The organism is Hymenobacter nivis (assembly GCF_003149515.1).
GTDB lineage: Bacteria > Bacteroidota > Bacteroidia > Cytophagales > Hymenobacteraceae > Hymenobacter > Hymenobacter nivis.
Map to the genome: position 1 here is coordinate 4,214,640 of NZ_CP029145.1, position 26,219 is coordinate 4,240,858.

24 protein-coding genes and 1 pseudogene are annotated in these 26,219 nt (G+C 59.4%); 9 read left to right on the plus strand and 16 right to left on the minus strand.

Going from position 1 to position 26,219, the window contains the following annotated elements; genetic code table 11:
* Positions 1-398: 398 nt before the first annotated feature.
* A complete protein-coding gene (gene rodA / locus DDQ68_RS18715) occupies positions 399-1,694 on the plus strand; it encodes a rod shape-determining protein RodA (RefSeq protein WP_109657661.1) in 1,296 nt (431 codons plus the stop codon).
* A gap of 92 nt (positions 1,695-1,786) precedes the next feature.
* Positions 1,787-2,883 (plus strand): IS3 family transposase gene (locus DDQ68_RS18720; protein ID WP_109657662.1). Its coding sequence is split into 2 segments (ribosomal slippage): positions 1,787-2,036 and positions 2,036-2,883, totalling 1,098 coding nucleotides; the frame shifts between segments, so codons are not numbered across the junction.
* Positions 2,884-3,098: 215 nt separating this feature from the next.
* On the opposite strand, the gene DDQ68_RS18725 is transcribed toward DDQ68_RS18720, so the two are convergent.
* Positions 3,099-3,797 carry an IS630 family transposase gene (locus DDQ68_RS18725; RefSeq protein ID WP_109657663.1) on the minus strand — a complete coding sequence of 233 codons (699 nt, stop codon included), beginning with the start codon at positions 3,795-3,797 and terminating at the stop codon, positions 3,099-3,101.
* A gap of 5 nt (positions 3,798-3,802) precedes the next feature.
* Positions 3,803-4,195 carry a helix-turn-helix domain-containing protein gene (locus DDQ68_RS24470; RefSeq protein ID WP_109657664.1) on the minus strand — a complete coding sequence of 131 codons (393 nt, stop codon included), beginning with the start codon at positions 4,193-4,195 and terminating at the stop codon, positions 3,803-3,805.
* 212 nt (positions 4,196-4,407) lie between these two features.
* Between DDQ68_RS24470 and DDQ68_RS25035 the strand changes: the two are divergent.
* Positions 4,408-5,460, plus strand: a pseudogene (locus DDQ68_RS25035) (IS701 family transposase).
* A gap of 248 nt (positions 5,461-5,708) precedes the next feature.
* Here DDQ68_RS25035 and DDQ68_RS18755 read toward each other — a convergent pair.
* Positions 5,709-6,797, minus strand: coding sequence for a DUF8457 domain-containing protein (locus DDQ68_RS18755; protein WP_109657669.1), 1,089 nt, complete (start codon positions 6,795-6,797; stop codon positions 5,709-5,711).
* Positions 6,798-6,833: 36 nt separating this feature from the next.
* Here DDQ68_RS18755 and DDQ68_RS18760 point away from each other — a divergent pair, with 36 nt between their 5' ends.
* From DDQ68_RS18760 to recO, 4 genes are all read left to right on the plus strand, one after another.
* Entirely contained in the window at positions 6,834-7,157 is a 324-nt protein-coding gene (locus tag DDQ68_RS18760) for a 2Fe-2S iron-sulfur cluster-binding protein (RefSeq protein WP_109657670.1), read from the plus strand.
* A gap of 102 nt (positions 7,158-7,259) precedes the next feature.
* On the plus strand, positions 7,260-7,883 hold the full coding sequence (locus tag DDQ68_RS18765) for a thymidine kinase (protein WP_109657671.1): 624 nt from the start codon (positions 7,260-7,262) through the stop codon (positions 7,881-7,883).
* 68 nt (positions 7,884-7,951) lie between these two features.
* Complete coding sequence (gene porZ, locus DDQ68_RS18770) at positions 7,952-10,318, plus strand: type IX secretion system anionic LPS delivery protein PorZ (protein ID WP_162550248.1); 2,367 nt, start codon at positions 7,952-7,954, stop codon at positions 10,316-10,318.
* Positions 10,319-10,376: 58 nt separating this feature from the next.
* On the plus strand, positions 10,377-11,099 hold the full coding sequence (gene recO / locus DDQ68_RS18775; protein ID WP_109657673.1) for a DNA repair protein RecO: 723 nt from the start codon (positions 10,377-10,379) through the stop codon (positions 11,097-11,099).
* A gap of 145 nt (positions 11,100-11,244) precedes the next feature.
* On the opposite strand, the gene DDQ68_RS18780 is transcribed toward recO, so the two are convergent.
* The 4 genes from DDQ68_RS18780 to DDQ68_RS18795 all read right to left on the minus strand — a co-directional run bounded on the left by DDQ68_RS18780 (position 11,245) and on the right by DDQ68_RS18795 (position 14,991).
* The gene (locus DDQ68_RS18780; protein WP_109657674.1) at positions 11,245-12,201 is read right to left on the minus strand and encodes an FKBP-type peptidyl-prolyl cis-trans isomerase; all 957 of its coding nucleotides are present in this window, start codon (positions 12,199-12,201) and stop codon (positions 11,245-11,247) included.
* A gap of 126 nt (positions 12,202-12,327) precedes the next feature.
* On the minus strand, positions 12,328-12,861 hold the full coding sequence (locus tag DDQ68_RS18785; RefSeq protein ID WP_109657675.1) for an FKBP-type peptidyl-prolyl cis-trans isomerase: 534 nt from the start codon (positions 12,859-12,861) through the stop codon (positions 12,328-12,330).
* 23 nt (positions 12,862-12,884) lie between these two features.
* Positions 12,885-13,877, minus strand: a complete 993-nt coding sequence (locus DDQ68_RS18790; protein ID WP_109657676.1) for an FKBP-type peptidyl-prolyl cis-trans isomerase — start codon at positions 13,875-13,877, stop codon at positions 12,885-12,887.
* A 67-nt stretch (positions 13,878-13,944) separates the two neighbouring features.
* Positions 13,945-14,991 carry a DHH family phosphoesterase gene (locus tag DDQ68_RS18795; RefSeq protein ID WP_109657677.1) on the minus strand — a complete coding sequence of 349 codons (1,047 nt, stop codon included), beginning with the start codon at positions 14,989-14,991 and terminating at the stop codon, positions 13,945-13,947.
* A gap of 222 nt (positions 14,992-15,213) precedes the next feature.
* On the opposite strand from DDQ68_RS18795, the gene DDQ68_RS18800 reads away from it, so the two are divergent.
* The gene (locus DDQ68_RS18800; protein ID WP_070744741.1) at positions 15,214-15,621 is read left to right on the plus strand and encodes a nucleoside-diphosphate kinase; all 408 of its coding nucleotides are present in this window, start codon (positions 15,214-15,216) and stop codon (positions 15,619-15,621) included.
* Between the two features lie 249 nt (positions 15,622-15,870).
* On the opposite strand, the gene DDQ68_RS18805 is transcribed toward DDQ68_RS18800, so the two are convergent.
* The 5 genes from DDQ68_RS18805 to DDQ68_RS18825 all read right to left on the minus strand — a co-directional run bounded on the left by DDQ68_RS18805 (position 15,871) and on the right by DDQ68_RS18825 (position 19,564).
* A complete protein-coding gene (locus tag DDQ68_RS18805; RefSeq protein ID WP_109657678.1) occupies positions 15,871-17,151 on the minus strand; it encodes a nucleoside permease in 1,281 nt (426 codons plus the stop codon).
* 212 nt (positions 17,152-17,363) lie between these two features.
* Positions 17,364-17,969 (minus strand): superoxide dismutase, encoded by a 606-nt coding sequence (locus DDQ68_RS18810; protein ID WP_109657679.1) that lies wholly within the window; start codon positions 17,967-17,969, stop codon positions 17,364-17,366.
* A 90-nt stretch (positions 17,970-18,059) separates the two neighbouring features.
* A complete protein-coding gene (locus tag DDQ68_RS18815) occupies positions 18,060-18,491 on the minus strand; it encodes a nucleoside deaminase (protein ID WP_109657680.1) in 432 nt (143 codons plus the stop codon).
* Between the two features lie 68 nt (positions 18,492-18,559).
* On the minus strand, positions 18,560-19,105 hold the full coding sequence (locus tag DDQ68_RS18820) for a hypothetical protein (protein WP_109657681.1): 546 nt from the start codon (positions 19,103-19,105) through the stop codon (positions 18,560-18,562).
* 24 nt (positions 19,106-19,129) lie between these two features.
* Positions 19,130-19,564: a T9SS type A sorting domain-containing protein gene (locus DDQ68_RS18825; RefSeq protein ID WP_109657682.1), complete on the minus strand. Its 435-nt coding sequence runs from the start codon at positions 19,562-19,564 to the stop codon at positions 19,130-19,132.
* Between the two features lie 221 nt (positions 19,565-19,785).
* Here DDQ68_RS18825 and aspS point away from each other — a divergent pair, with 221 nt between their 5' ends.
* Positions 19,786-21,549 (plus strand): aspartate--tRNA ligase, encoded by a 1,764-nt coding sequence (gene aspS, locus DDQ68_RS18830; protein WP_109657683.1) that lies wholly within the window; start codon positions 19,786-19,788, stop codon positions 21,547-21,549.
* A gap of 1,289 nt (positions 21,550-22,838) precedes the next feature.
* On the opposite strand, the gene DDQ68_RS18840 is transcribed toward aspS, so the two are convergent.
* The 4 genes from DDQ68_RS18840 to DDQ68_RS18855 all read right to left on the minus strand — a co-directional run bounded on the left by DDQ68_RS18840 (position 22,839) and on the right by DDQ68_RS18855 (position 26,177).
* The gene (locus DDQ68_RS18840; protein WP_109657685.1) at positions 22,839-23,345 is read right to left on the minus strand and encodes an NADH-quinone oxidoreductase subunit J family protein; all 507 of its coding nucleotides are present in this window, start codon (positions 23,343-23,345) and stop codon (positions 22,839-22,841) included.
* 47 nt (positions 23,346-23,392) lie between these two features.
* On the minus strand, positions 23,393-23,959 hold the full coding sequence (locus tag DDQ68_RS18845; RefSeq protein WP_109657686.1) for a NuoI/complex I 23 kDa subunit family protein: 567 nt from the start codon (positions 23,957-23,959) through the stop codon (positions 23,393-23,395).
* A 32-nt stretch (positions 23,960-23,991) separates the two neighbouring features.
* Positions 23,992-25,086: an NADH-quinone oxidoreductase subunit NuoH gene (gene nuoH / locus DDQ68_RS18850; protein WP_109657687.1), complete on the minus strand. Its 1,095-nt coding sequence runs from the start codon at positions 25,084-25,086 to the stop codon at positions 23,992-23,994.
* A 74-nt stretch (positions 25,087-25,160) separates the two neighbouring features.
* Complete coding sequence (locus DDQ68_RS18855; RefSeq protein WP_109657688.1) at positions 25,161-26,177, minus strand: NADH-quinone oxidoreductase subunit G; 1,017 nt, start codon at positions 26,175-26,177, stop codon at positions 25,161-25,163.
* Positions 26,178-26,219 lie beyond the last annotated feature (42 nt).

The window sequence follows — 26,219 nt, forward strand, 5'->3', positions numbered from 1 at the left end:
GTTGGTAAATAGCTCATGTTAAAACAGACGGCGATGCTAAGCTCGTTGAAGTATATATGCTGCGTAACTAAATATAAATGTTGTAGTTAACTCTGAATAAGAGATACTTCGATTGCGCTCAGCATAACGTTCTTTACATTAAACTAATTAGCAACGGGTACTTACGCTAATTATTAGAGCATTTTCCAAGACAATGTACAGGACGGGCTGCCGGCTTTTTACCGACTGTCCGCTCACCTTTTGCGCCGGTGGTTCTACCGACGAGCGGACAGCCGGTAAAAAGCCGGCAGCCCGTCCTGTACATTGTCTTGGAAACTGCTCTAAGTTATAAAATTTTGCATCAGGAAGCAGGGTTGTATTTTATATTTACTGCTTTTTACTAGAGAATAAATACTGAGATGCTCTCATCACCTGCGCGGTATAGCCGTAGTATTGATTGGATAACCGTACTTATTTATATAAGTTTAGTTGGGTTGGGTTGGATGTGTATTTATGCAGCCAGTTATTCAGCTGACGCTCCAGCCAATCCGCTGAATAATTTGAGATTTGATCAATTGATGGCATTTAATTGGTTCAAGCAACTGTTATGGATAGGGACAGCGGCGGTTCTAATTATAGTATTATTAGTTGTGGATTATAAGGCATTCGATACTCTTGCCTACGGCTTGTATGGGGGGATGATTTTACTGCTTATTTTTACGATGTTGGTGGCGCGGCCCATTGCCGGTTCGCGTTCTTGGCTAGAGTTGGGGCCTGTGCGATTGCAGCCGGCAGAGTTTGCCAAATTCACGACGGCGTTGGCTGCTTCGCGGTTCATGGCTGGAATCAACTTGCGGTACCAGAATTGGCGCGACCAATTGGTATTGGCCGGTATTACATTATTGCCGCCTTTGCTGATTGTTGCATCCAATGAATCGGGACAGGCGCTAGTATTTGCTGCACTGCTGCTTGCTTATTTTCGGGAGGGTATGTCGCCGTTGATACTGTTATTACTAGCAGCTGCAGGTATAATTCTGCTATTAGCCTTGCTGGTGCCTAAGCTTTGGCTGGTAGGAGTTTTTACCCTACTATTGGCAGCGGTATTGCTACTAAACCGGCGTGTGTTGCGTCACCATTTGGTAATAGCAATTAGCGTGTGGGCGCTGGTTATTGGTATGGTAGTGGGCGTTGATTTTTTTTACAACAAGGTGCTGCAACCGCACCAGCGCCAACGCATCGAAGTGCTTCTTAACCCGTCGGCTGATCCATTGGGTAAGGGGTGGAACGTGACGCAAAGCAAAATTGCCTTAGGGTCGGGAGGGCTATTGGGTAAGGGTTTTTTGCAGGGTACCCAAACTAAGTTTGACTTTGTACCGGAGCAAAGCACCGACTTTATTTTCTGTACTGTAGGCGAGGAGTTTGGGTGGGCCGGGAGCTTGACGGTTATTGGCCTGTACTTGGCGTTGCTGTGGCGGATTCTGTACGTCGCGGAGCGCCAGAAATCAGTATTCGGGCGCACTTACGGTTACTGCGTGGCCAGTATATTGTTTTTCCACATTGCAATAAACATGGGCATGACCATGGGCTTGGCTCCTGTGGTAGGAATACCGTTGCCTTTCTTTAGCTATGGAGGTTCTTCTTTGTGGTCGTTTACCATCTTGCTCTTTAGCCTGTTGGCAATTGACGCTTATAGGAAGCAGGATTTGGTCCGCTAATTTTTTGCCGCAGTGTAGGCTTCCCCTCAAAGTGAGCCAGCCAAAAGTAGAGAGAAGTAGTAACTTTTCACTTTCTCTATTTTTAGCTACTCATGAAAAAGAGTCGATTCAGCGAAGCCCAGATTCTGGGCATCCTGCGCCAACAGGACCAAGGGCAGACCGTCGCCCAGATTTGCCGCGAACATAGTATTAGCGATGCCACGTTTTACGGCTGGAAAAATAAGTTTGGTGGCATGAGCACCAGCGAGTTACAGCGTCTCAAGCACCTAGAAGACGAAAACCGCCGCCTCAAACAGCTTTACGCGGAGCTGAGCCTGGAGAATCAGGTCATTAAGGAGGTGTTGCGAAAAAAGTAACCACCCCCACGGCCCGGCGCGACGTAGCCCACTACGCCCGCGGGCGGGGGCTGAGCCAACGCCAGGCGTGTACGCTCGTGAGCCTGGCCCGCAACAGCTATGCCCCGCCACCTGGTGGGGGCCATGGGGGCATCCAGCCCGCCGATGCGGACCTGGTGGGCCACTTGCAGGCCTTGGTCACGCGCCACAGCGGCTGGGGCTTTTGGAAGTATTACTACCGGTTGCGCAAGCAGGGCGTACTGGTCAATCACAAGCGCTTATGGCGTATCTATCAGGCCATGAGCTTACAGCTAGGCAAGCGGCGCAAAAAGAAACGCCTGCCCGAGCGGATCAAGCGACCCTTGCAAGTTCCCCCACAGCCCAATGTCTGCTGGTCGCTCGACTTCATGAGCGATGCCTTAACCGATGGCCGCCGCTTCCGCACCCTCAACGTGGTGGAAGACTGGAACCGGGAAGTGCTCGGTATCGAGGTTGATTTCTCGCTGCCCGCTGTGCGCGTTGTGGCCCTGCTCACAACGCTGGTTAGTCACTATGGCTTGCCCGCCCGGATTCGGGTGGACAACGGCCCCGAGCTTGTCAGCCAGGTCTTGCAGACCTGGTGCCAGGACCACCAGATTGAGCTGCACTGGATTCAACCCGCCAGTCCGACCCAAAACGCCTATATTGAACGCTTTAACGGCTCGTTTCGCCGCGAACTGCTCAATGCCTACCTCTTCACCAGCCTGCGTCAGGTGCGGGAACAGTGCCAGAGCTGGCAGTATGATTACAATCACCTGCGGCCCCATGAGACCCTTAACTTCTTAACTCCCATTGAGTTTCGTCAAGCTGCCTGACCTCTACTTTTGACTGGCTCACTTACAGGGGGAGTCTACACGTGCGCGTGAAAACCAGGGCTAGGGCAGTACAGGCAACGGGCGCAGCTAGGTAGCCTATGCGACCTAGCTGCGCCCGATAATAGTATGTGGCTAGCTACGACGGTCAGCAACAGTAATTCTGCCAGCCCTAGCGGGGTATACCATTGCGCAACAGTTGGCATAGAGCGTGCATGCTAGTGGTCTGACAACTTAGTTTCGTCAGTTTTTTTGAATAATTCTGCGTACCTGTTTTTCAATTTATCGCGGGCCTTTTCGGTGGTGAAGGACCAATTGACTTTGACCGCTGCCGCATTTCGTTTGGTCTGCCAACACAGGGCTTCTTCTTCGAGGCGTTGCTGGGTGCCGATGCGGCGGTCGAGACACTGGCGGGAGAGGGCCGAAAACTCGATTTCGGCCATGTTGAGCCAGGAACCGTGCTTGGGCGTGAAGTGAAATTCGAGCCGGTGGCGCAGGTCGCGGGCCGTATCCAGGGGCAGGTGTTCGTAAAAGGCCCCGTAGGAATGGGTCGCGTAATTGTCTTGCACGAGCTTAATTTTCGAAGCATCGGGGTAGTGGGTTTGCACGAGCCAGTCCATGAACTGGGCGTAATCGGCCTTGGTTTTAGTCGTCGTGACCTGCAAATGGCGCTGGCCCGTGTCGAGGTTGTAAGCCAGCAGGACGTTGCAGACGCCTTGTCGCAGGTACTCCTGGTGTTCTTTGGCCGGGGCGTTGGGTTTGGGCGGCAGCGGCGTGCGCACGTGGTCGAGCAATTGGCAGGGCCGCTCGTCGAAGCACAAGCGCACCACGCCCGCTTCGGCCGGCTGCGCGTATACGTCGAGCACGTCTTCCAGATTGGCCAGGTACTCGCCCGTGATGGTGCCGATGCACCACATCTGTTTTAGCCAGGGTTTGAGCTGGCTTTTTTTAACACCTGGCGAATCGTTTCCTTGGAAACAGCCGGACCGTAGTCGAGGCAGACCAGGGTTTCGTTGAGCAGCGAGAGCGTCCAGCGGGCCGCACCGGCCGGCAAGTCGCTGCACGCCAGGCTGGTGATGCGCGCTTCCAAGGCCGGCGTTACCTTCGGCGGCTGCCCGCTGCGCGGGCGCTCTTCCAGCGCCTGGGCCAGCCCCCCGGCCAGGTAGCGGCCCTTGAGGCGGTAGTACTGGGTGGGGAAATGCCCCCTTCGGCCTGCACGGCGGCCGCCCCTTTGCCGCGACTCATGGCCAGCAGGGCCCGGGCGCGTGCGATTTTGCGGCTCTTGTGGGTGCCTTTTGTGACAATCGCCTGCAATTTAGCGGCATCGGCAGGCGGTAAGTTGACGGGTTTGGCGAGGCGGGGCATCAGCAAAAAACGGATGGTGTCCTCCCGTTACCGTTACAAACGGAATTAAGTTGTCAGACCACTAGAATGCTATGGGCAGAACAAGAATGTACAGGCTAAAAATGCTCAATAACTCACTGATGTTACGCAGTCAGAGTCGAGTTCTGCCCGTTTAATAAGCTTATGACGACTTGCACACTGGACCTGTCCACGGATTATTTGTTGAGTTTGCCGGGTCCGACGACGGCCACTGGCTTGTCGCGCTTGGTCGACGGGGCCTTGAGCCACGACCATATCACGCACTGGCTGAGCAGCACGGTGTGGGACCCGGCCGCTGTCTGGCGGCATGCCAAGCCGCTGATTCGGCAGGCCGAAGCCCGGCGGCTAGCCGAGGAATTTACGGTGCTCATCGTGGATGATTCCATCCTGGAAAAGGCCCACACCGATGCCAACAATTTGGTTTTCAACCACTAGGACTACAGCCATCGGCGCCACGTGAAGGGCCTGAATTTCGTCAGCCTGCGCTACCAGGCGGGGGAACTGGCCCTGCCACTGGCCGTCGAGCTGGTGCGCAAAACGGTCGCGGTCTACCAGGGCCAGACGCGGAAAACCAGCTACCAAAGCCCTTTTACCAAGAACGAATACCTCCAGCAGATGTTGCGCGTGGCCCAGCCACAAGTGGCTTACCGCTGCCTGCTGGCCGATAGTTGGTACGCCTCAGCCGAGAACATGACCCTGGTGCGGGCCCTGGGCCATCACTTCGTCTTTGCCCTCGAATCCTCCCGCACCGTGGCCCTGAGCGAAAGGGCGCGGATGCAAGGCTAGTTTCAAGCCGTGTAGACGCTGGCTTTTTCCGATGCGCAGCTGTTGCGCGTCTATTTGCGGGCCGTCAAAGAGGCGGTGCTCGTGAGCAGACAAGTCTTTACAAACCAAGACGGCAGCCAAGGGGTATTGTATCTGGTCAGCAGCGACACCGACTTGGACCAAGCCCAATTGACCACGATTTACCAAAGACGGTGGAAAGTGGAAAAATACCACAAGTCGCTCAAACAAAATGCATCGATGGGCAAAATGCTGACCACGCAGGCCAATCACTTTTTTGCCGTCCTGCTGGCTTATGGCAAACTCGAAGTACTCAAGCTCAAATGGGGCATCGGTCATTTTCGTCTCAAAGCCCAAGTCTACGCTGTCGGCGTAAAAGCCATGTTCCAGCAACTTGCCCAACTAAGTGCGTGACATCAGGTAGTAATGTACCGTGTTCCAGCATGGGAACTTGCTGGGCAAATCGCGCTAGCCACAGCCGTTTTTGAGTACGTATAAAATGCCGTTTACCACTTCCAACAAGGGCCATTTGCTGCGCCGACGCACGGTAATCAACGGTTCGGTGCGCTGCCAGTCTGCTAACCCCAAATCAGAGATTTATTTATTTATTCCCATTTATGATGACTGAAAGTATGTCATCGTAAATTTAATCTAAACAGCTTCTAAGTAAACTTGCGCTCGATGAGCTTGAGCAATTTACCAATGTGCTCTTCCTTGCGCGTCCAGTCGTAGCGCTGGGCGAGTTCATCGGTCAGGTAGGCGCGGGCCTGCTCGGCGGTGGCTAGTGCGTCGAGGTGTTGGACGGCAGCGTGATACTCCATGTTTTCGCCGTTGAACAACTCGTTGATGAAGCTGAAACGCTGATTGATGGAGATGGCGGCGCGTAACGTTTCAACCTTGGGGGCCGCGTACTCGGCGGGCCGGGCGGGCGTGGCGTGGGCGCGCAAGGTTTCGGCCAGTGGCTGGGTATCGCCCTGCGAAGCTTTTAATTTCTCGTAGAGCGGCACGTTGGGTGCGGGCGGTAGCGCAACGCTCTCGGCCGGTGGCTCGGTTGCCACCGGCGCCGCAGCGACGGGTGGGGCTGCGGTTGTGGGTACTGGCGGGGTGGCCACGGGTCCGTCCTCCAATAAGTCGGCGGTGGTAAGGGGTAGTAGGGTGCTTAGGGTTTCGACGAAGCGTTGCACGGCGTCATGGGCTCGGTAGTTGGCCGCGTGGTAAAGCTCGAAGCGGTGGCCCAAAAACTCCGCCGAGAAACCCTCGGTGGTGTCGGGTAGGTTGTCAACGAAGCCTTGGTAAAATTTTTTGTTAAGGTCGATGTAGCGCAAGTTATCGCGCAGGCTTGCTGGAGCAATGGGTTCCGGGCCGCTGAATAGCAGGTGCTGCGCCGCGGCAGCCGGGGCCGTGGCCAGACCTAGTGCCCCCGCAATGGCTTGGGCCAGCAGCGGCTCCAGGGCGGCGCGGTCGAGGCGGATGTGGCGCGAAAGCATATTCATTAGCTGCGCGAGGCTGGCCTGCACGGGCGCGGCGTCGAAATCAAAATACGGGCTGCGCAGGTGGGTGGCCTCGGCTTGCCACTGCGTGAGCAATTGGCGAAGTACCAGTAGGTTGAGCTGGCGTACGGGCGTGAAACGCAGCAGGGCGGGGCCGTCAAGCGTGGCGGCGGGCTGGGTGCCGAAGTGCTGGTCGCAAAGCCGGGCGGCGAGGCGGTGGCCGTACTGCGCGCACTTGGCGGGGCTATATTTGTCGTTCATTTCAGGCGAAGTTCAAGCGCCGAAAGTTAGGCACAAATGCCCCTGCTGACGATAGAGAACTTACCCGGTGCGGTACTGGAAGTATCCGCTGGAGCTACGCTGCTGGCCGCCCTGCACGGCGCGGGCTTCGATTGGATGCACGCTTGCGGGGGGCGCGGGCGCTGCACCAGCTGCCGGGTGCAGGTGCGTGCCGGAGGCGCGTGCCTGGGGCCCCCCACGGCGGCCGAGGTGCGCTACCGGACCGCGGGCCGCCTGGCGCCCGACGAGCGCCTGGCCTGCCAGGCGCGGCTGCTGGCGGGCGAGGTGCGCGGCCGGGTGCCGGTGGCCACGCAGTTACCCCACCAGCGCTACGACGGCTAGGGCAAGCGGCGGCTGGGGCCCCAGGGCCGTAATTTGTGCAACAAACCAGGGCGAGCGGCTTTTGCTTGTAATGCATTGTTTTTGCTTTAATTAATTGACTGCGTGTTTATTGAAACCAGAGTTGGCCCCCGGTTTACTGCCCCGCACCGGGGCTGGGTAGAAGTGGTATGCGGGTCCATGTTCTCGGGCAAAACCGAGGAGCTGATTCGCCGGCTCACCCGCGCCCGGATTGCCCGGCAGCGGGTTGAAATCTTTAAGCCGGCGCTCGACACCCGCTACCACACCCAGGATGTGGTGAGCCACAACGCTAACAGTATCCGCTCGACGCCGGTGGCGCTGCCCGACGAAATTTTGCTGCTGGCGGCGAGCTCCGACGTGGTGGGCATTGACGAGGCGCAGTTTTTCGACGCCTCGCTGGTGGACGTGTGCAAACAGCTAGCTGACCAAGGCACCCGCGTCATCGTGGCCGGGCTGGACATGGACTTTCTTGGCCGACCCTTTGGGCCCATACCTGCGCTGCTAGCCACGGCCGAATTCGTGACCAAGGTCCACGCCGTGTGCGTGTGCTGCGGCGAGCTGGCCGCGTACTCGTTCCGCATCGCGGCCAGCGAAAAACAGGTGCTGCTGGGCGAAACCGATTCGTACGAAGCCCGCTGCCGCCCGTGCTTTCTGTCGGGAATGCAGGAGCGGCCGGGGGCCCCAACGGCGGCGGCGCGCCCGCACTAAACCAGTGGGCCCGGCGTTGGCAACGGCGGCGGGCTTGCTCTAATTCACCGTTCCTGAGGCCCTGCCGTATGCCCCATTTCGCTCGTTTGCTGGTTGTGTTATTGCTGCTGGCCCCTTTGCTGGGGCCCCGGGGGGCGCGGGCCCAGAACACGGCCGGCTACGGCGACTGGCAGCTGCACCTGCCCACCAACCGCCCCCTGCACCTGGCCGATGCCGGCAACCGCGTGTATGTGGGCACGGAAAATGCCTTCTATTTCATTGATAAAACGCTGAATACCACCCAAACGCTCTCCAGCCGCGATGGCTTGAGCGACGTGGGTGTGGCGGCTTTGGTCTACGATTCGGTGGGCCACCAGACGGTGGTGGTGTACCGCAACAACAACGTGGACTTGCTGGGCGACAACGGCCAGGTGCGCAACCTGCCCGATATCCTGCGCAAGAGTATCCAGAGCGACCGCACCATCTACCAGGCGGTGGTGAGCGGGCGGCGGGCCTACTTATCCGCCGCGTTTGGGGTGGTGGTGCTGAACTTGGACCGGGTAGAGGTGAGCGATACCTACAGCGCCATTGGGCCCGCGGGCACGGCGGTGCGGGTGTACGCCACGGCCGTGGCTCACGATACGCTCTTTGCGGCCACGTCGGCGGGCTTGCAGGTAGCGCGCATGGCTGATAACCTGCTCGACTACCGCAGCTGGGCCGTGTACCAGCCGGTGCCGGTGGTGGCCAGCGGCTACGAAGCCTACCGCCAGTTGGCCACCCAGGGCCCCCACGTGTACGCCACGGTGGACAACGGCGGCGGCATCTATGTGTTTCGAGGGGCGGCCAACGCCTGGCAGCCCGTGGCCGCGCCCTACACAAACCGCGCCCGGCAGCTGCGCAGCTCGCTGCGCGGCCTGCTGCTGGCCGGCGATGCCTACGGCGTGTACCGCCGCGACGCCGCGGGGACGTTCCAACTGCTGGCTGGCTCGGCCGGCTCGGGCGATTACGTAACGGACGCGGTGTACTCGGCGCGCGACGGCAGCTACTACGTGGCCAATTACCTGGCCGGGGTGCAGCGGCTGCGCGCGGGCCAGGCCCCCGAAACCTTCGCCGCCAATGGCCCCGCCACCGGCTCGGCCTATAGCTTGCTGTCCGACGCTCATACGGGCATTACGGACGTTTTTACGGGCGGCTACACCGACCGATACTTGCCGTTTTTCCGCCGCGAGGGCTTTTATGAGTACACGGTGGGGCAGTGGATCAATATCAACGGGGCCCTGCCGGCGGTCATGTACCCCAACCCGTTTGACGTGGCGCGGGGCGCGCGCACGGCCGATGGCACGCTGTATGTGGCCAGCTACGGCAACGGCTTGCTGGAGTGGAAGGGCCCCGGCCAGTTCCGCACGTTCACGGAAGGCACGTCGGGCAGCCCGTTGCGCCGCACCATCGCCGCCAATGACCCCAGCTACATCAGCGTGCGCGTGACGGACCTAGTCCCCGATGCCACTGGCGGCGTGTGGGTAGCCAACCAGCACCGCCAAGTCGGCGTTTCGGGCCTGTTTCGTTTCGACCCCGCCGCGGCCACTTGGAGCGCCATTCCGTACTTCAACGGCTCGCAAAACCTGGACCGCCTGGCCATCGACAACCTTGGCCAGGTATGGGCCTCTGAAGCCCGGCAGGGTGGCGACGGCCTTTGGGTGGTCGACCCGAACACCAGCGCGACCCGCAAGTTTTCGCTGGCCACGGACCCCGCCACGGGCAGCGACGTGATTCTGCCCGCTATTTACGACGTGGTGAACGACCGGGCGGGGGCCGTGTGGGTGACCACGGCGGCGGGCGTGGCCGTGCTCGACGACCCCAGCGGGGCCCTGGCGGGTACCAGCACGTTCCGGCTGCCGGTGGTGCAGCGCGGCGAGGGCAGCCGGTTTCCGGTGCTCTACAGCGAAGTGGTGAAATCGGTGGCCGTGGACGGGGCCAACCGCAAGTGGTTTGGCACCGACAACGGCCTGTGGCTTTTCAGCGCCGACGGCAGTGAGGCCCTGCTGCACTTCACCACCGCCAACAGTCCGTTGCCCTCCAACCGCATCAACGACGTGGCCGTGAACGACAAAACTGGCGAAGTGTGGGTGGCTACCGATTCGGGCGTGCTGGCGTACCGCGGCGGGGCCACCGTCACGGAGGGCAAGCCCAGCTGCGCCCAGGTATTCCCAAACCCCGTGCGGCCCGATTTTGCGGGCCTGGTGGGCATCGGCGGGCTGGCCAACAACGCGCTGGTGAAAATTACTGACGTGGCCGGCCACCTCGTGTACGCCACCACGGCCACTGGTGGCACCGTCACCTGGAACCTGACCGACCCCGACGGCCGCCGCGTGCGCTCGGGCGTATACCTGGTGCTCACCTCCGATGCCAATGGCCAGAACGGCTGCGTGAGCAAAGTGGCCGTGCTATCGAAGTAGGGCCCCGCGTGGGGCCCCACGGCGGCCTTTCCTTTCACTACTTTTTCCGTCAAGCGCCATGCTGGTCAAAACCCGCGGCATCGTCCTCAGCTTCCTTAAATACCGCGAAACCAGCATCATTGCCCGCGTCTACACCGAGCAGCTGGGCTTGCAGAGCTACGTGGTGAACGGCGTGCGCAAATCCAAGCCGCCGGGGCGTATTGCCCTCTTTCAGCCCTTTACGCTGCTCGAATTGGTGGCCTACACGTCGGTTCGCGGGGGCCTCACGCGGCTGGCCGAGTTCCGCTGCGCCGAACCCTTCCAAACCCTGCCCTACGACGTGGCCAAGAGCAGCGTGGTGCTGTTCCTGTCTGAAGTGCTGGGCCGGGCCCTGCGCGAGGAGGAGGCCGACGCGCCGCTGTTTGCATTCCTGCACGACCACCTCCTGGCCTTCGACCGGGCCGCGGCGGGCAGCGAAAACTTTGCGCTGCACTTCCTGCTGGAACTGTCCACGTACCTGGGCTTCGGCACCGAATCGGGAGCTGAGCTGACCGACCAGGTGGCAATGGCCGGGCACGCGCCCACCGGCCGCACGGGCCCCACGGGTCCCGCTGTGCTGCACCTGCGCGAGTTTGCGGGCTACTTCGACGAGCTGCTGCACGGCCAGGGCCCCAGCACTATTCCCAACGGCCGCGTACGCCGCGAGCTGCTGAACGTGCTGCTGCGCTACTACCAGTTGCACGTCGAGCAGCTGGGCGAGATTAAATCGCTTGATATTCTCTCGCAGGTATTGGCCGAATAAGACGAGTAGTAGGCCACGAGGCCGTCATGCTGAGCGCAGCTGAAGCATCTTTTCCACATAACTGACCCAATTGATGGGTTTACCCAGCGGGAGAGATGCTCCGGCTGCACTCAGCATGACGGCCTCGTGGCCCATTAATACCCCCTTACTTCACGCCCACCAGCTCCACATCGAAGCGTAGCACGGCGTTGGGTGGGATGTCGGCCCCGGCGCCGCGGGCCCCGTAGCCCAGCGGCGAGGGGATGAGCAGCACGGCCTTGCTGCCCTTGGGCAGCGCCGCAATGGCCTGGTCCCAGCCCACGATGACCTGGCCCCGCCCCAGTGGGAATTCAATCGGCACGTTGCCATGCTGGGCCGAGGCATCGAACACTTTGCCCGTGGCCAGCACGCTGCCCTTGTAGAGTACGCTCACGGTCTGGCCTTTTTTGGGCAGGGCCCCCTTGCCGGTGCGGGTGAGAACATAGTAGGTGCCGCCGGGCGTTTTGCGGGCCACCAGCTTGTTCTTTTTAAGGTAGGCCTGAATCTGGGCGTTGTCCTTGAGAAGCTGCCTGGCCGAGGCGGCGGCGTCTGTTTTGACTTGCTCGGTGCGCAGTTTTTGCTCGCGGGCAGCCATCTCCTCGCGGCTTACCAGCTCGAAGGCGCGGGCCGATACCACCAGCACGTTGCCGGCCTGCTTGATGAAGGGCGGCACTGGCTGGCCCTGAAACGTTTTGGCGAACAGCGTATCGGCTGGCAGGCGGAACACGGCGCTGTCGCCGGGTAGCAGCAGGGCCACCGCTTCCTCCAGGGTGCCGCGGGGCGGTGTGGGCAGCAGCGGAAACGGCTGCGGCTTGGGTTGCAGGCGGCGGCTGCTCATCAGCACCGAATCGCGGCCGGTGCGGAACTCCAGGAACACGGTGAGGAGTTGGCCGGCGCGGCTGGCGTAGGGCGCGTCCGTCGGCACGGCCAGGGCCCGAGGGGTAAAGCGCCCGTCGGGGCCCTGGCGAAATAGCTGGTAATCAATGCCGCTGGCGGTACGGCCGGCGCTCGGCGCGCTTGGTACCTGGGCCTTAGCCCAATGACCGGTCAGCAGCGCGGCCGTCAAAATCATCCAAAAACGCATGGCGTAGCGATTAAATAAAGGGAGTAAAAAGAACAAAACGGCCCGCCGGGGCCCCAGCCTGAAACGAACGCACCCCGCCCCGCAGCAAGCGCGGAACGGGGTGCGCAGCAACCAGCGCCGCCGCCGCTAGGGCGAAACGGTCACGATTTGCATGTCGAACAGGATGGGGGTATTGCCTGGAATCGAGCCCGCGCCCGACGGCCCATAAGCCAAATACGACGGGATGAGCAACAGCTTGCGGTCGCCCTGACGCATGAGGGCCACTCCTTCCGACCACCCCGGAATTAGGCTGATGGCCCCCACGGTGTAGTCGAAGCTTTTGGACGGCGCGTTGTCGGAGGTGTCGAATACGGTGTTCTCCGTGGCGGCGCTCACAAACTTGCCGGTGTACTTCACGCTCAGCTTTTTCCCGGTGGCCACTTGCGGGCCCATGCCCGTGGCAAGCGTCACCAAGTACAGGCCCGAAGTGGTGCGCTGGTAGTCGGAGGCGATGTAGTTGTGCCGCTTCAGGTAATCCCGGATGGTGGTGTCGTCAACGGCGTTGACATCAACCACGTCGGCTTTGCTACAGCTCCACAGCGCCGGTAACGCGCACAGCAGGAGCAGGCACAACTGGATGGCCGGGAAGCGAAAACGGGCAAAAAACGATTTTAGTGACACTGTTGCTGAGGGAAGTACCAAGCTTATTTAACGTCTACCAGCTCCACGTCGAAGCGCAGCGGGGCGTTGGCCGGAATATCAGCCCCGGCGCCCTGCTGCCCGTAGGCCAGCGTCGACGGAATCAGGAACGTGGCCTTGCTGCCTTTGTTGAGCAGTGCCACGGCCTCGTCCCAGCCCGGAATCACTTTGCCCTGGCCGAGCGGAAACGAGAACCCTGGGTGTTTATCCGACGAATCGAACACCTTGCCGTCGAGCAGCATGCCGGTGTACTTCATGGTCACCGTCTGGCCTTGTTTGGCCAGGGGCCCCGCACCGGGCGCCGTCACGATGTAGTAGATGCCCGAAGGGGTCTTTTTCAGGCCCGCCAGGTTTTTGCTTTTGGCGTAGGCTTGCAGCGCGGCGTCGTCCTTTTTCAATTGGTCGCCGGCGAAGGCCATCATCTGGCGCTGCTGCTCGGCCATCATCTTCTGCTGCAAGTCCTGCTGCATGGTCATGGCGGCGGCCTGGTCGATGAGGCCGCGGGTGGCCACGTGCAGCACCACCACGTTGCCGGCTTTTTTGAGGAAGGGGGGCACAGGGCGGGCCGGGTTGGGGCCCTGGGGCTTGAAGAGCGAGTCGGCGTTGAAGCGGAACACGGCGCTGTCGCCGGGCATTAGTAAGGCAAACGCTTCCTCGGGGGTGCCCTTGCGCTTCACTTCCTGCAACGGCAGTGGCACCAGGGCGCCCTGGAACTTGGTGCGGGTGCTTTCCAGCACCGAGTCTTTGCCGGTGCGGGTGTCGATGTAGGCGGTCAGGAACTTACCCACCCGGTTCTTGTAGGTCGGGTCGGCGTCGCCGCTGATGTCGCGCCGCTCGTACTTGCTGCCGACTTTTTTATAGATTTTGTACTCGATGCCCGATTTCGTTTTGGCGAAGTCGCCGCCACCGAGCTTATTGCAGGCCGCGGTGGAGAATAAAAGGCCCAGCAAGCCGGCCCCCAGGGCCAGGTGCCGCCCAGAGCGGAAGGAAGAACGCATGAACGTGCTAAAGGATGAGGAAAAACAAAGTTGGGGCAACCGGTGGAAGCGCAAAGGTAAGCGCGGGCTAGGCTACGGGCGGCGCGGCGGCCACGGGCTCGCTCACCAGCTGCTCCTTGTGCTGGGGCAGCAGGCCCAGAAAGCGCTCAACGGTGGGCCCCAGGGGCAGGTAGCTGATGCCGCCGGCGGCGTTGTGGTGGCCGCCGCCCTCGAAGTGCTGGCGCGAAAAGTCGCTCACCGAAAAATCGCCCACCGAGCGGAAGGAAATCTTCACGGCCGAGCCGCGGTCGATAAAAATGGCGGCGAATACGATGCCCTCGATGCTGAGCGCGTAGTTCACTAAGCCCTCGGTGTCGCCGGTTTTGCTGTCGTAGGCGCGCAGCTCATCGCGGGTGATGGCGATGTAAGCAGTATTGAATTCGCGGTTGACGACCAGCTTTTCCTTGAGCACGAAGCCCAGGAAGCGCAGCCGAATCTCGGAGTGCGAGTCGTAGATGCGGCGGTGCACGGCCGAGAGGTCGACGCCGGCGCTCAGCAGCTCGGCGATGATGAGGTGCACGTTGCGCGAGGTGCTGGGGTGGCGGAACGAGCCCGTATCGGTCATGATGCCCGCGTACAGGGCCTCGCCCATGGCCCTGGTTATCTGGGCCTGGTCGCCCAGGTCGCGGATGATTTCAAAGATCAGCTCGGCCGTGGCCGCCGCCTTGGGGTTCGAGAAGCTGATGTCGGCAAACGCCTCGGGTTGCTGGTGATGGTCGATGAGCACCTTCGTGCCGGGGGCATTGCGCACGTATTCCCCCAGCTCGTTGATGCGGGTCAGGCAGCTGAAATCGAGGCAGAAGATGACTTCGGCGCGTTGCACCAGGTCGCGTACCTGGTGGTCGTTCTGGCGCTTGTCGTACACCACCACCTCGTCGTTGCCGCCCATCCAGTTCAGGAAGGCCGGGTAATCGGAGGGCGTGACCACGGTGACGTGGTGGCCGTGCTGCTTGAGGTAGGCCGCCCAGGCAAGCGACGAGCCGAGGGCGTCGGCGTCGGGTTTGTGGTGGGTGGTGATGAAAACTTGGCGGGGCTGCGCGAGCAGCGCCTGTAGTTCGGCAAGGGGGGTGGTCATCGACAACGTAAGAAGCCTGGGAATCAACTAAGGGCCGGGCCCTCGGGGCCAAGTGGGCGGCAAAAGTCGGAAGAAATCCGTTCCCAACAGCCAAAGTCCCCCCGAAGGTTCGCTGCGGCTGGCCCAACGGGGGCCCGCCCGGGCCGGCGCGCCGCCCGGGTTGTGGTTACTTTTGTGCCCTCAACCGTTTCATTTACTCTTTTACCACACCCCTCCCGCCCCATGGCCACCAACCGCACATTCACAATGATTAAGCCCGACGCCGTTCTGGAAAACCACATCGGCGGCATTCTGGGCATGATGGAGGCCGGCGGCTTCCGCGTCGTGGAGCTCCAGAAAATTGCCTTGACGGCCGAGCGCGCCGGCGAATTCTACGCCGTGCATAAGGAGCGCCCCTTCTACCAGGACTTGGTGAAGTACATGTCGAGCGGCCCAATTGTGGCCGCCGTACTAGAGAAAGACAACGCCGTAGCCGACTTCCGCACCCTCATCGGGGCCACCAACCCTGCTCAGGCCGCCGAAGGCACCATCCGGAAGAAGTACGCCAAGAGCATCGAAGCCAACGCCGTGCACGGCTCCGACTCCGACGAGAACGCCCAAATCGAAGCCGACTTCTTCTTCGGTAAATAGTTTGCCGGAGCCCCTGGCTTTGCCGTTGGCTTCCGGTAGTTGCCGAGCCCCTAGACCAACAAAAAACCCGCGTTGCACGCTGCAACGCGGGTTTTTTGTTGTACTGAAAATAGACTTTTTTTGTACTAAATATGTATTGACGAGCTTATCTCGTACGACCGAAATCCGGTGCGGGCTCGTTCCGCTGCTTCGCCAGCAAAGGCGACATTTGCAACGGATGAGCAGCGTGTTGGGAAAAGGGCCGGCCTGCTACGCTTGTTCAACGGAAAGTAACCCAGCGGGCACGCTTTCGGTGGGTTGCGGCTCGTGTTCGTGTTTGAACAGAAAGAAGAATAACACGGCGATGCCCAGCGCGTACAGCGCAAACGTCAGCCAGATGCCGTGCCAGTCTTTAGCCCCGTCGGCGTAGGTAAAGTATTTCTGAATCATCACGCCGCTGAGCGAACTGCCCAGTACGGCCCCGAACCCGTTGGTCATCATCATAAACAGGCCCTGGGCACTGGCCCGCATGGTAGGGTCGGCTTGGTTTTCGACGAATAGCGAGCCGGAAATATTAAAAAAGTCGAAAGCCATACCGTACACGATGCACGATAAAACAATCATCCACAGGCCGGTGCCGGGGTCGCCATAGGCAAACAGACCGAAGCGCAGCACCCAGGCTACCATGCTGAACAGCATCACCTGCTTAATGCCGAAACGCTTGAAGAAGAAGGGAATGGCCAGGATGAACAGCGTCTCCGAAATCTGGGAGATGGACATGATGATGGCCGGGTACCGCACTGCCAGCGTGTTTTTGTAGGCGGGCGCAGTGGCGAAGTCGTGCAAAAAGGTGTCGCCGTAGGCATTGGTGAGCTGCAACGCCCCGCCCAGCAGCAGGGCGAAGCCAAAGAATACCGCCATTTTGCGGTCTTTGAGCAGCGTGAATGACCGCAGTCCCAGGGAATCGACCAGGCTTTTGCTCGGGCCACTGCCCAGTTGCGGCGGGCACTTAGGCAGCGTGAAAGAGTACAGGCCCAACAAAAAGGAGGCCGCCGACGCAACGTAAAACTGGTTTGCGGACGTTTCGAAGTGCAGCAGGCTGACGGTCCAGAGCGCCACGACGAACCCAATGGTGCCCCAGACACGGATGGGTGGGTAGTCCTTGAGCACGTCCCGTCCTTCTCTTTTGAGCGCCGAGTAGGCCACGGCAATCGACAGCGCCAGGGTGGGCATGTAGCAAATCATGTTCAGCAGCATCACCCAAAACATAGTCGAAGGATTATCGACCAGGGGCACGGTGAAAAGCACCACGCCGCCCAGCAGGTGCAGCACGCCGTAGAGCTTCTCGGCGTTCACCCATTTATCGGCGACGATGCCCATCAGCGAGGGCATGAAGATGGCAGCAATGCCCATCGTGGAAAAGATGGCGCCGAACTGCGCCCCCGACCAGTGCTTGGTTTGAAACCAGTACGCCCCAATGGTTATCAGCCACGAACCCCAGATGAAAAACTGGAGAAAACTCATCACGATAAGGCGCAGCTTGGTGGTCATGCGGAGTAAATCAAAAGAAATAGGGAAGTCCTTTGCGCCTAAAGTTACATTATAAATAAGACAGGCCTAGCGGCAGCTGGCGGCCGGGGCCCTGCCGGACAACCGGCCGCCAGCCGCCGGCCCGGTCGCCGGGCACCCGGCTGGGCCGACCATAAAAAGAGCCCCTCCGCAGCGTGCGGAAGGGCTCTGGTCGTGTTTTGCACGGCTCGTGCTTACGCGGCCGCGAAGCGCTTGTTCACCTCGTCCCAGTTGATGAGGTTGAAAAAAGCGGCGACGTAGTCGGGCCGGCGGTTTTGGTACTTCAGGTAGTAGGCGTGCTCCCACACGTCGAGGCCCAAAATGGGCATGCCCTTGCAGCCGGTGTCGGGCATCAGCGGGTTGTCCTGGTTGGGCGTCGAGCAGATTTGCAGCGAGCCGTCGGCCTGCTTGCACAGCCAGGCCCAGCCCGAGCCAAAGCGCGTGGTGGCGGCTTTGGTGAATTCTTCCTTGAACTTCTCGTAGCTACCGAACGCTTTGGTGATGGCCTCGGCCACCGCCCCGGTGGGCTGTCCGCCGCCGTTAGGCGAGAGGACGGTCCAGAACAGCGAGTGGTTCCAGTGGCCGCCGCCGTTGTTGCGCACCGCGGGCGGCGCGGCCGCAATGTTGTGCAAAATCTCTTCAATGGATTGGCTCTCCATCGCTGTGCCGGCAATGGCAGCGTTCAGGTTCGTAACGTAGGCCTGGTGGTGCTTCGTGTAGTGAATCTCCATCGTTTGTGCGTCAAACGTGGGTTCCAGCGCGTCGTAGGCGTAGGGCAGCTTGGGCAGTTCGAAAGCCATAGTTGAAAAGGGTAAAGTGAAAGAAAATGCACCGCTACAACCGCCAACTGCCCCGTGGGGTTGCCGGCAGCGCGGCGGCCAAAGGTAGCCTTATCTACGCTTGGCGCGGAAAAACGACTGAATTAATGCGGCGCACTCGGGGCCCCGCACGCCGCCGCGCAGCTCGGTGCGCGGGTGCAGCAGGGGCCCGTGCCGCCGAAACCCGGTTTTCAGCTCTTCAGCTCCGTACACCACGGCCCGCAGCTGGGCCCAGGCGCTAGCCCCGGCGCACATCACGCAGGGCTCCACGGTCACGTAGAGGGTGCAATCGGCCAGGTATTTATTGCCCAGGTGGTTGGCGGCGGCCGTCAGGGCCAGCATCTCGGCGTGGGCTGTCACGTCGCGCAGGCGCTCAGTCTGGTTGTGGCCCCGGCCAATAATTTTGTTTTCCAGCACCACCACCGCCCCGATGGGAATTTCGCCGGCCGCCAGCGCCGCGCGGGCTTCTTGCAGGGCCTGGGCCATGAAGTCGTCGTCGGTCATGGCGCGCAAGGTTTCGCAAGGTAAAAATAGGTTTCGCGGAGGAAGCCTCAACCGGGACCCCGGGGGCCCTACTTCAATACGATGGCTCCCATCACGGCCTGGGCCACGGGCTGCCACTGCGCCTGCTCGGCGGCCGGCGCGTCGAAGGTGAAGATGTACATCTGGTCCTTCACCACCGTGTACTGCACGGCCTGGTACTTGCGGATGGATGCTAGCTGGTCGCCGCGCCGCGTGTCGGCCACCGTCGAAACGAACTCAAGCGACACAAAATCGTGGCCGTGCACCTGGCGCACTTCCTGCTTGCTAAATTCCACCTTCGAGTACAGGCGCTGGATGCTGGCCTTGTAAATCTGGAGCAGCACGTTGTAGTCGGGCGTCTGGAAATCGGTGGGCCGCACGGCCACGCTGAAGTTGACGCGGCCGTTGGGGCTGCTGTACACGGCCAGCGGCTTGCGGGCGGCGGGGTACTTGGCGGCGATGCCGTCGTCGGGCAGGGGTGCGAAGCCCTCGGGCACGCCCACCGTCAGGCCGGGCAGCTTGGTGGTAACGAGCTTGGGGCCCGGCGCAAAACCGGCCAGGCCCAGCACGAGCAGCAGCAGCGAAAATAGTCTCATGAACAAAAAATAAGCCGCCGAAAACTACTGGCGCACCGTGGGGTACTTCACGCGCACCTTCTTCCAGTACACATAGTTGCCGGTTTTTGCCTCAACCAGGTACGTGCCGGCCGGAATTTTGCCTAGCTCCACGGGGGCCCCGGTGTTGGTGGCAGGGTTGAGCGGGGTGGTGTAGACGACGCGGTTTTTGTAGTCCGTCATCGTGAGCACGCCCGGCTTGGTGAACTGCTGGGTGAAGCTGAGCATGATGCTCGGCGAGTTGGGCTTGGGGAAAATATCGATGCCCGAGAGCGTTTCTATGCGCTTCACGGGGCCGTCGAGGGTTACGGTGCCGGGGGTGCCCTTGGTTTTTATTACCACGGCGTCGTCCTTGGCTCTGGTCTTAACTTTGGTTTGGGCATGGGCCGCGCCGGCCGCCAGCAGGGCCCCAGTGAGGGCGAGAACGGAGAGGAATTTCATTGGAGCGAGAAGTTGAAAGAACAAAAGAACGTAGATACTGCGGCTCTTTGCACCTAACGTGCCAAAGTAGGGCCCCGGCCGAAAGCGAAACGGCCCGTTTTGCGCCGCCGGGTTAGGCCCTAACTTTGCCCTGCTGCGTGCCAGCGCGTTTGGTGGCGAAAGATTCGGCCCCGGGGCCCTAGATTGATAAAGTGACAACCGTCAACTGATAATAAACCAAGATGCTACGAACCCATACCTGCGGCGAATTGCGCGCCGAACACATTGGCCAAACCGTCACGCTCTGCGGCTGGGTGCAGCGCACCCGCGACAAGGGCGGAATTGCCTGGGTGGACCTGCGCGACCGGTACGGCCTCACGCAGCTGGCCCTGGAAGAAGGTGTGGAAACAGATGCTGTGCGCGAGCAGGCGCGCCACCTAGGCCGCGAATACGTGGTGCAGGTGACCGGCCAAGTGGCCGAGCGCTACTCCAAAAACGACAAGTTGCCCACCGGTGATATTGAAATCCGGGTCGAAAAACTCGACGTACTTAACCCCGCCAAGCTGCCGCCCTTCCTGATTGAGGACGACACCGACGGCGGCGACGACCTGCGGATGAAGTACCGCTACCTCGACCTGCGCCGCAACCCCGTGCGCAACAACCTGATGCTGCGCCACCGCATGGCCCAGGCCGTGCGCCGCTACCTCGACGGCCAAGACTTCATCGAAGTCGAAACCCCGGTGCTCATCAAAAGTACGCCCGAGGGGGCCCGCGATTTTGTGGTGCCCTCGCGCATGAACCCCGGCGAGTTCTACGCCCTGCCGCAGTCGCCCCAAACCTTCAAGCAGCTGCTGATGGTGTCGGGCTTCGACCGCTACTTCCAGATTGTGAAGTGCTTCCGCGACGAAGACCTGCGCGCCGACCGCCAGCCTGAGTTCACGCAGATTGACTGCGAGATGTCCTTCGTGACCCAGGAAGACATCCTGAACACCTTCGAGGGCCTGGTACGCTACCTGTTCAAGGAAATCAAAAACCTCGATTTCCCCACCGTGCCCCGCATGACCTACGCCGACGCCATGCGCGACTACGGCAACGACAAGCCCGACACGCGCTTCGAAATGAAGTTCGTGGACCTGACCGATACGGTAAAGGGCCAGGGCTTCCCGGTGTTCGATAACGCCGAGGTGGTGCTGGGCATCAACGCCATCACCTGCGCCGCCTATACCCGCAAGCAGCTCGACGAGCTGACCGACTTCGTGAAGCGCCCGCAAATCGGGGCCACCGGCCTCATCTACGCCCGCGTGGAAGCCGACGGCCTGGTGAAATCGTCGGTCGACAAGTTCTACTCGCAGGACGAGCTGCGCAAGTGGAGCACCGCCCTGAACGCCAACCCCGGCGACCTGCTGCTGTTGCTGGCGGGCCCCGAGGTCAAAACCCGCAAGGCCCTGAGCGAGCTGCGCCTCGAAATGGGCCAGCGCCTGGGCCTGCGCGCCAAAGACACGTTCTCGCCGCTGTGGGTGGTCGATTTCCCGTTGCTCGAATTCCTCGAAGAGGAGGGCCGCTACTTCGCCATGCACCACCCCTTCACCTCGCCCAAGCCCGACGACCTGGCTCTGCTCGACAACCCCGCCACTATCGGCCAGGCCCGCGCCAATGCCTACGACCTGGTAATCAACGGCGTGGAAGTGGGCGGCGGCTCCATCCGCATCCACGACCGGGCGGTGCAAGCCCGCATGTTCGGCCTACTCGGCTTCTCGCCCGAAGAGGCCCAGGCCCAGTTCGGTTTCCTGCTCGACGCCTTCGAGTACGGGGCCCCGCCTCACGGCGGCATCGCCTTCGGCTTCGACCGCCTCTGCTCCCTCTTCGGCGGGGCCGACTCCATCCGCGACTTCATTGCCTTCCCCAAAAACAACTCCGGCCGCGACGTGATGATTGACTCGCCCTCGCCCATCTCCGGGGCCCAGTTGAAGGAGCTGAGCATTAAAACGGACGTGGTAGCAAAGTAGCTTTTGCTGAAACGACAGAAACGGCGACTGATACTTCAGTCGCCGTTTCTGTTTTATTATTAGGCTTAATTGAACTTGATCAAATTTTTGAATCTTTCTCCATTAGTAAATAGAATATCATCATTTATAATTAATAAATTAATGCTTTCTGGGTTTCACTTCATAACTTCCTTAATACTTCGCCCTTTTTGTTCAGTAAAATCCGTTTTAAATTCTATGTCCTGCACAAGTCCCGATTTAAATAGATGAGGAGAATTTATATTGTACATAAATAGTGGACTATTATGTCAGAGTGCGGCTCAACTAAATCTAAAATATAAAACTTATAATAAAGAGCCTGTATGTCTTTACCAGAATCGTTTTTTAGACCGATAGTCATTAAATAATGCTGACTAGAATGACCTTTAAAAAAAAATCTAGCCTTTTTTGATTGAAGCTTAGAGATTCAAAATTAACAAAAAGGAAATTTTCTTGGGATTTACTGTTATGCGAATACTTGATAGTATCAAACCCAGATAGTAATAAAATGACAAGTATTGCAATAAAAATTCGCTTGGTCATATCGAAAATTGTGACAGGAATGGATATTTTTTTAGTTACAATCTCAAATATAAATAGTTGTGGCTTAATAATTTTTGTAATATTCATACCCTTTCGCCTCGACTGTGCCGGCCAACACGCCGGTACTCACGAGTAGGCCGCGTAGTACCATGCCTAGCCTACCGAGCACCTGCAAACTGCCGCCTACCTCAACAGTGTGGCTTACGGCTATGACCTCGACAACCCGCTCCGGCTGGACTGTGCCGCTTTTGCTATGCGTCAGCATACCCGCAGCAATGGGTAACTAATTTAATACAGGGGAATCAGTCGCCGCCTTTTTCGTGTCACTGGCCTTGCGGAGTAGGCGGTTCGCCGGGTTATTAGAAAAAAAGCCTAAGGCTGAAAATCCATTGAAAACTTTACGCAGTAAGTATGGGCAGTTCTCCATTAAAAAGCTTACCAACCGTGCCTAAGTTCTCTGTTCTTGCTACCATTATTTTTTGGGTGATGTTGAGCACTTCGCTCATGCGCTTAGAGCTTACCGCATCGCCAGCGCATAAGCAGCGTACAATTACTTCCCACTCGGTAAAAATCGGTATTGCTACGAATGCGAAAATTAATTACTCTCGCTCTAACAACTACAAACAGGGCCCAGGCCGTGCTGGTTGGTAATTAAATACAATGTGCCTTTAACGCAAAAGCGCCGCGTCCTCAGGACGCGGCGCTTTTATTTATTCAGGGCTGACGAGCTAGAAGTTCCGCTCGCCCGTTTCGCGCTTGCCTAGCATCACCGAGCCGACCATGGCGGCCAGCAGAAGAATGGAGGCCAACTCAAAGGGTAGCTGGTACTGCTGAAATAATACTATACCTAACTTATCAACCATGCCAATTTGTGAGTTGAAAGTAGCGGGGTCATAGCTGGCGGGCTCCACGTTGCGCATGGCAGCTACCATTATCAGCAGCAACATGCCACCGGCGAGGGTGGCGGCTGCTTTGGCTAATAACGGTTTTTGGGGCTCGGTGGCGTTGTTCAGGTTCAGGAACATGATGACGAACAGGAACAGCACCATAATGGCCCCGGCGTACACGATGATATTCACGGCGGCCAGGAACTGCGCGTTTAGCAGTAGGTAGTGGCCCGAAAGCGTGAAGAACGTGAGGATGAGGAACAACACGCTGTGCACCGGGTTTTTAGCCAGCACCACGCCCAGCGCGCTCAACAGGGCCACAAACGTAAGGAAGAAAAATAGGGACATACAATAGGGCGAAGCTGCCGCTTGGCGTAAGGAGGGAAAAGCGGGCCCTAGGCCAGTTGGGTGCGCAATTTATCGGCCTGCTCGGCCGTGAGCTGGATGCCACGCTTAGAGCGGGTTTCCGGCGACACGGGCTCCACCAGCCGGTCTTTGCCGTAGATGAACTCGTCGCGCTCGAAGCGTGGCGGCGCCATTTTGTCGGCCTGAAGATACACGGCCGCCTTCGGGCAAGCCTCTTCGCAGAGGCCGCAGAAGATGCAGCGCAACATGTTGATTTCGTAGCTGACGGCGTATTTTTCCTCGCGGTAGAGGTTCTGCTCGCCCTTTTTGCGCTCGCCGGCCACCATCGTAATGGCCTCGGCGGGGCAGGCCACGGCGCACAGGCCGCAGGCCGTGCACCGCTCGCGGCCCTGCTCGTCGCGCTTCAGCACGTGCAGGCCCCGGAACACGGGCGAGAACGGCCGCGTCTCCTCCGGATAGCGGATGGTAGCCTTCTTGGTGAAGAAGTGGCGCAGCGTGATGCTCAAGCCCTGGAAAATAGCTGGCAGGTAAGCCCGCTCGGCGAGCGTCATGGGCTTTTTTTCCAGAATTTTAGCGCGGTTGCTGAGGGATTGCATAAATTGAAGGAAGAAACTAAAATTACGGGGCCCTATTTAATAATGCCGAACGTAATCAGGCTGCCCGTGAGCAGGATGTTGAAGATGGCAAGGGGAATGAGAATCGTCCAGCCCAGGCGCATCAGCTGGTCGTAGCGGAAGCGCGGCAGCGTCCACCGCACCCACATGAAGAAAAAGATAAAGGCAAAAATCTTAGCAAACAGCCCCACCGCGCCCAGCACGGTGATGATGTTCTGCGCCGTAACCAATTCCAGGCCGCGCGACGAGGCAAGCCAGTCGCGGAATTCGTACTGGAACGGGAAGTTAAACCCGCCGAAGTACAACACGCTCATCACAGCCGACACCACGAAGATGTTGATGTACTCCGAGAACAGGTACAGGCCCAGTTTCATCGAGCTATACTCAGTGTGGTAGCCGCCCACTAACTCGGTTTCGCACTCGGGCAGATCGAAAGGCGTCCGGTTGGTTTCAGCGAACGCGCAGACCAGGAAAATGATGAAGCCCAGTGGCTGTTTCATGATGTTCCAGTTAAAGATGTCTCGCCACACAAAGGGTGCGTCCGAAGCTTGCTGGAAGGTGATTTCGCGTAGCGACAGCGTGCCCGAAATCATCAGCACGGCGATGAGCGCCAGGCCCATGGCCAGCTCGTAGCTAATATTCTGCGAAGCGGCGCGAATGGCCCCTAGCAGCGAAAACTTGTTGTTCGAAGCCCAGCCGCCAATCATAACGCCGTACACGCCCAGCGACACAACGCCGAATATGTAGAGCATTCCCACATTGATTTCGATGCCCTGCAAGTGCACTACCGTGCTGCCAAACTGCACCGCGTTGCCAAACGGAATTACGGCCGATGACATCAGGGCCGTGGTCATGGCCAGGCAAGGCCCGAAGGTGAACAAAGCTTTGCTGGCCCCGCCTGGAAAAAATTCTTCCTTCGTAAACATTTTCACGGCGTCGGCCAAGGGCTGGGCCAGGCCGTAGGGGCCCGCGCGGTCGGGGCCCACCCGGTCCTGCATAAAGGCGGCAATCACGCGCTCGGCGTAGGTGCAGTAAGTGGCAATCAGCAGCGAAAGGCCGAAGATGACCAGGATGACGAGGCCTTGCCAGCCCAGGGTTTCAAAAGTCATGTCTTTAATTGTTTATTGGTTAATGATTAAATCGTTGATTGCAATTATGCTCAACAATTTAATTACTAAGCCATTTAGCCGTTCAAGCCGCCTAGTTTCAGCGGTGGGTTTTGCTGAAGGTCGCGGATGGTGCTCTCGGGCAAATCGGCAATGATCTGCGGGTTTACCACTGGCAGTTCGTAGTGGCCTTGCGAGATAACCGAAGAGCGGTCGACGTGCGCGGGGCCCTCTAATACCCAATCGGCCGTTTCTTTTTTATCGAAGCGGCACTCGTTGCAAATCCACTCTTTCACTTCGCCGTACTCGTCCTTGCGGGCCGTTACGCGCATCACATCTTTACCCTTGTACCAGAGCGTTACGTGGCCGTTGCACTTCTCGTGGCTGCATTCACGGTGCGCGCTCATGGGCTTTGTGAACCACACGCGCTGCTTGAAGCGGAATGTTTTGTCGGTCAGGGCCCCCACGGGGCACACGTCGATGACGTTGCCGCTGAAGTCGTTGTCAATAATTTTGTCGATGTATGTGCCAATTTCCGAAGCATCGCCCCGGCCTAGTACACCGTGCACGCGGCCATCGGTAAGCTGGTCGGCGGTGTACACGCAGCGGTAGCACAGGATGCAGCGCGTCATGTGCAACTGCACATAGGGCCCGATGTCGATCTTCTCGAACGTGCGGCGCTCCTCTTCATAGCGCGTGGTGCTCACGCCGTGCTCGAAGGCGAAGTTTTGCAAGTCGCACTCGCCGGCCTGGTCGCACACCGGGCAATCGAGCGGATGGTTGATGAGTAGCATTTCCACGATGCCCTTGCGCACATCGAGCACCTGCTGGCTGGTCGTGTTTTCCACCACCATGCCATCCTGTACCGGCGTAATGCACGAGGCCACCAGCTTGGGCATGGGGCGCGGGTCCTTCGCCGAGCCGGCGGCTACGCGCACCAAACAGGCGCGACACTTGCCGCCGCTGCCCTTCAGCGGGGTGTAGTAGCACATGGCGGGCGGCACCACACCGCCCCCAATTTTGCGGGCTGCGTTGAGGATGGTGGTGCCATCGGGCACTTCCACTTCAATGCCGTCGAACGTAATTTTAGCCATTGGATATCAGGTTAAAACAGTAGCTGCCGGGCGGCTCTGGGG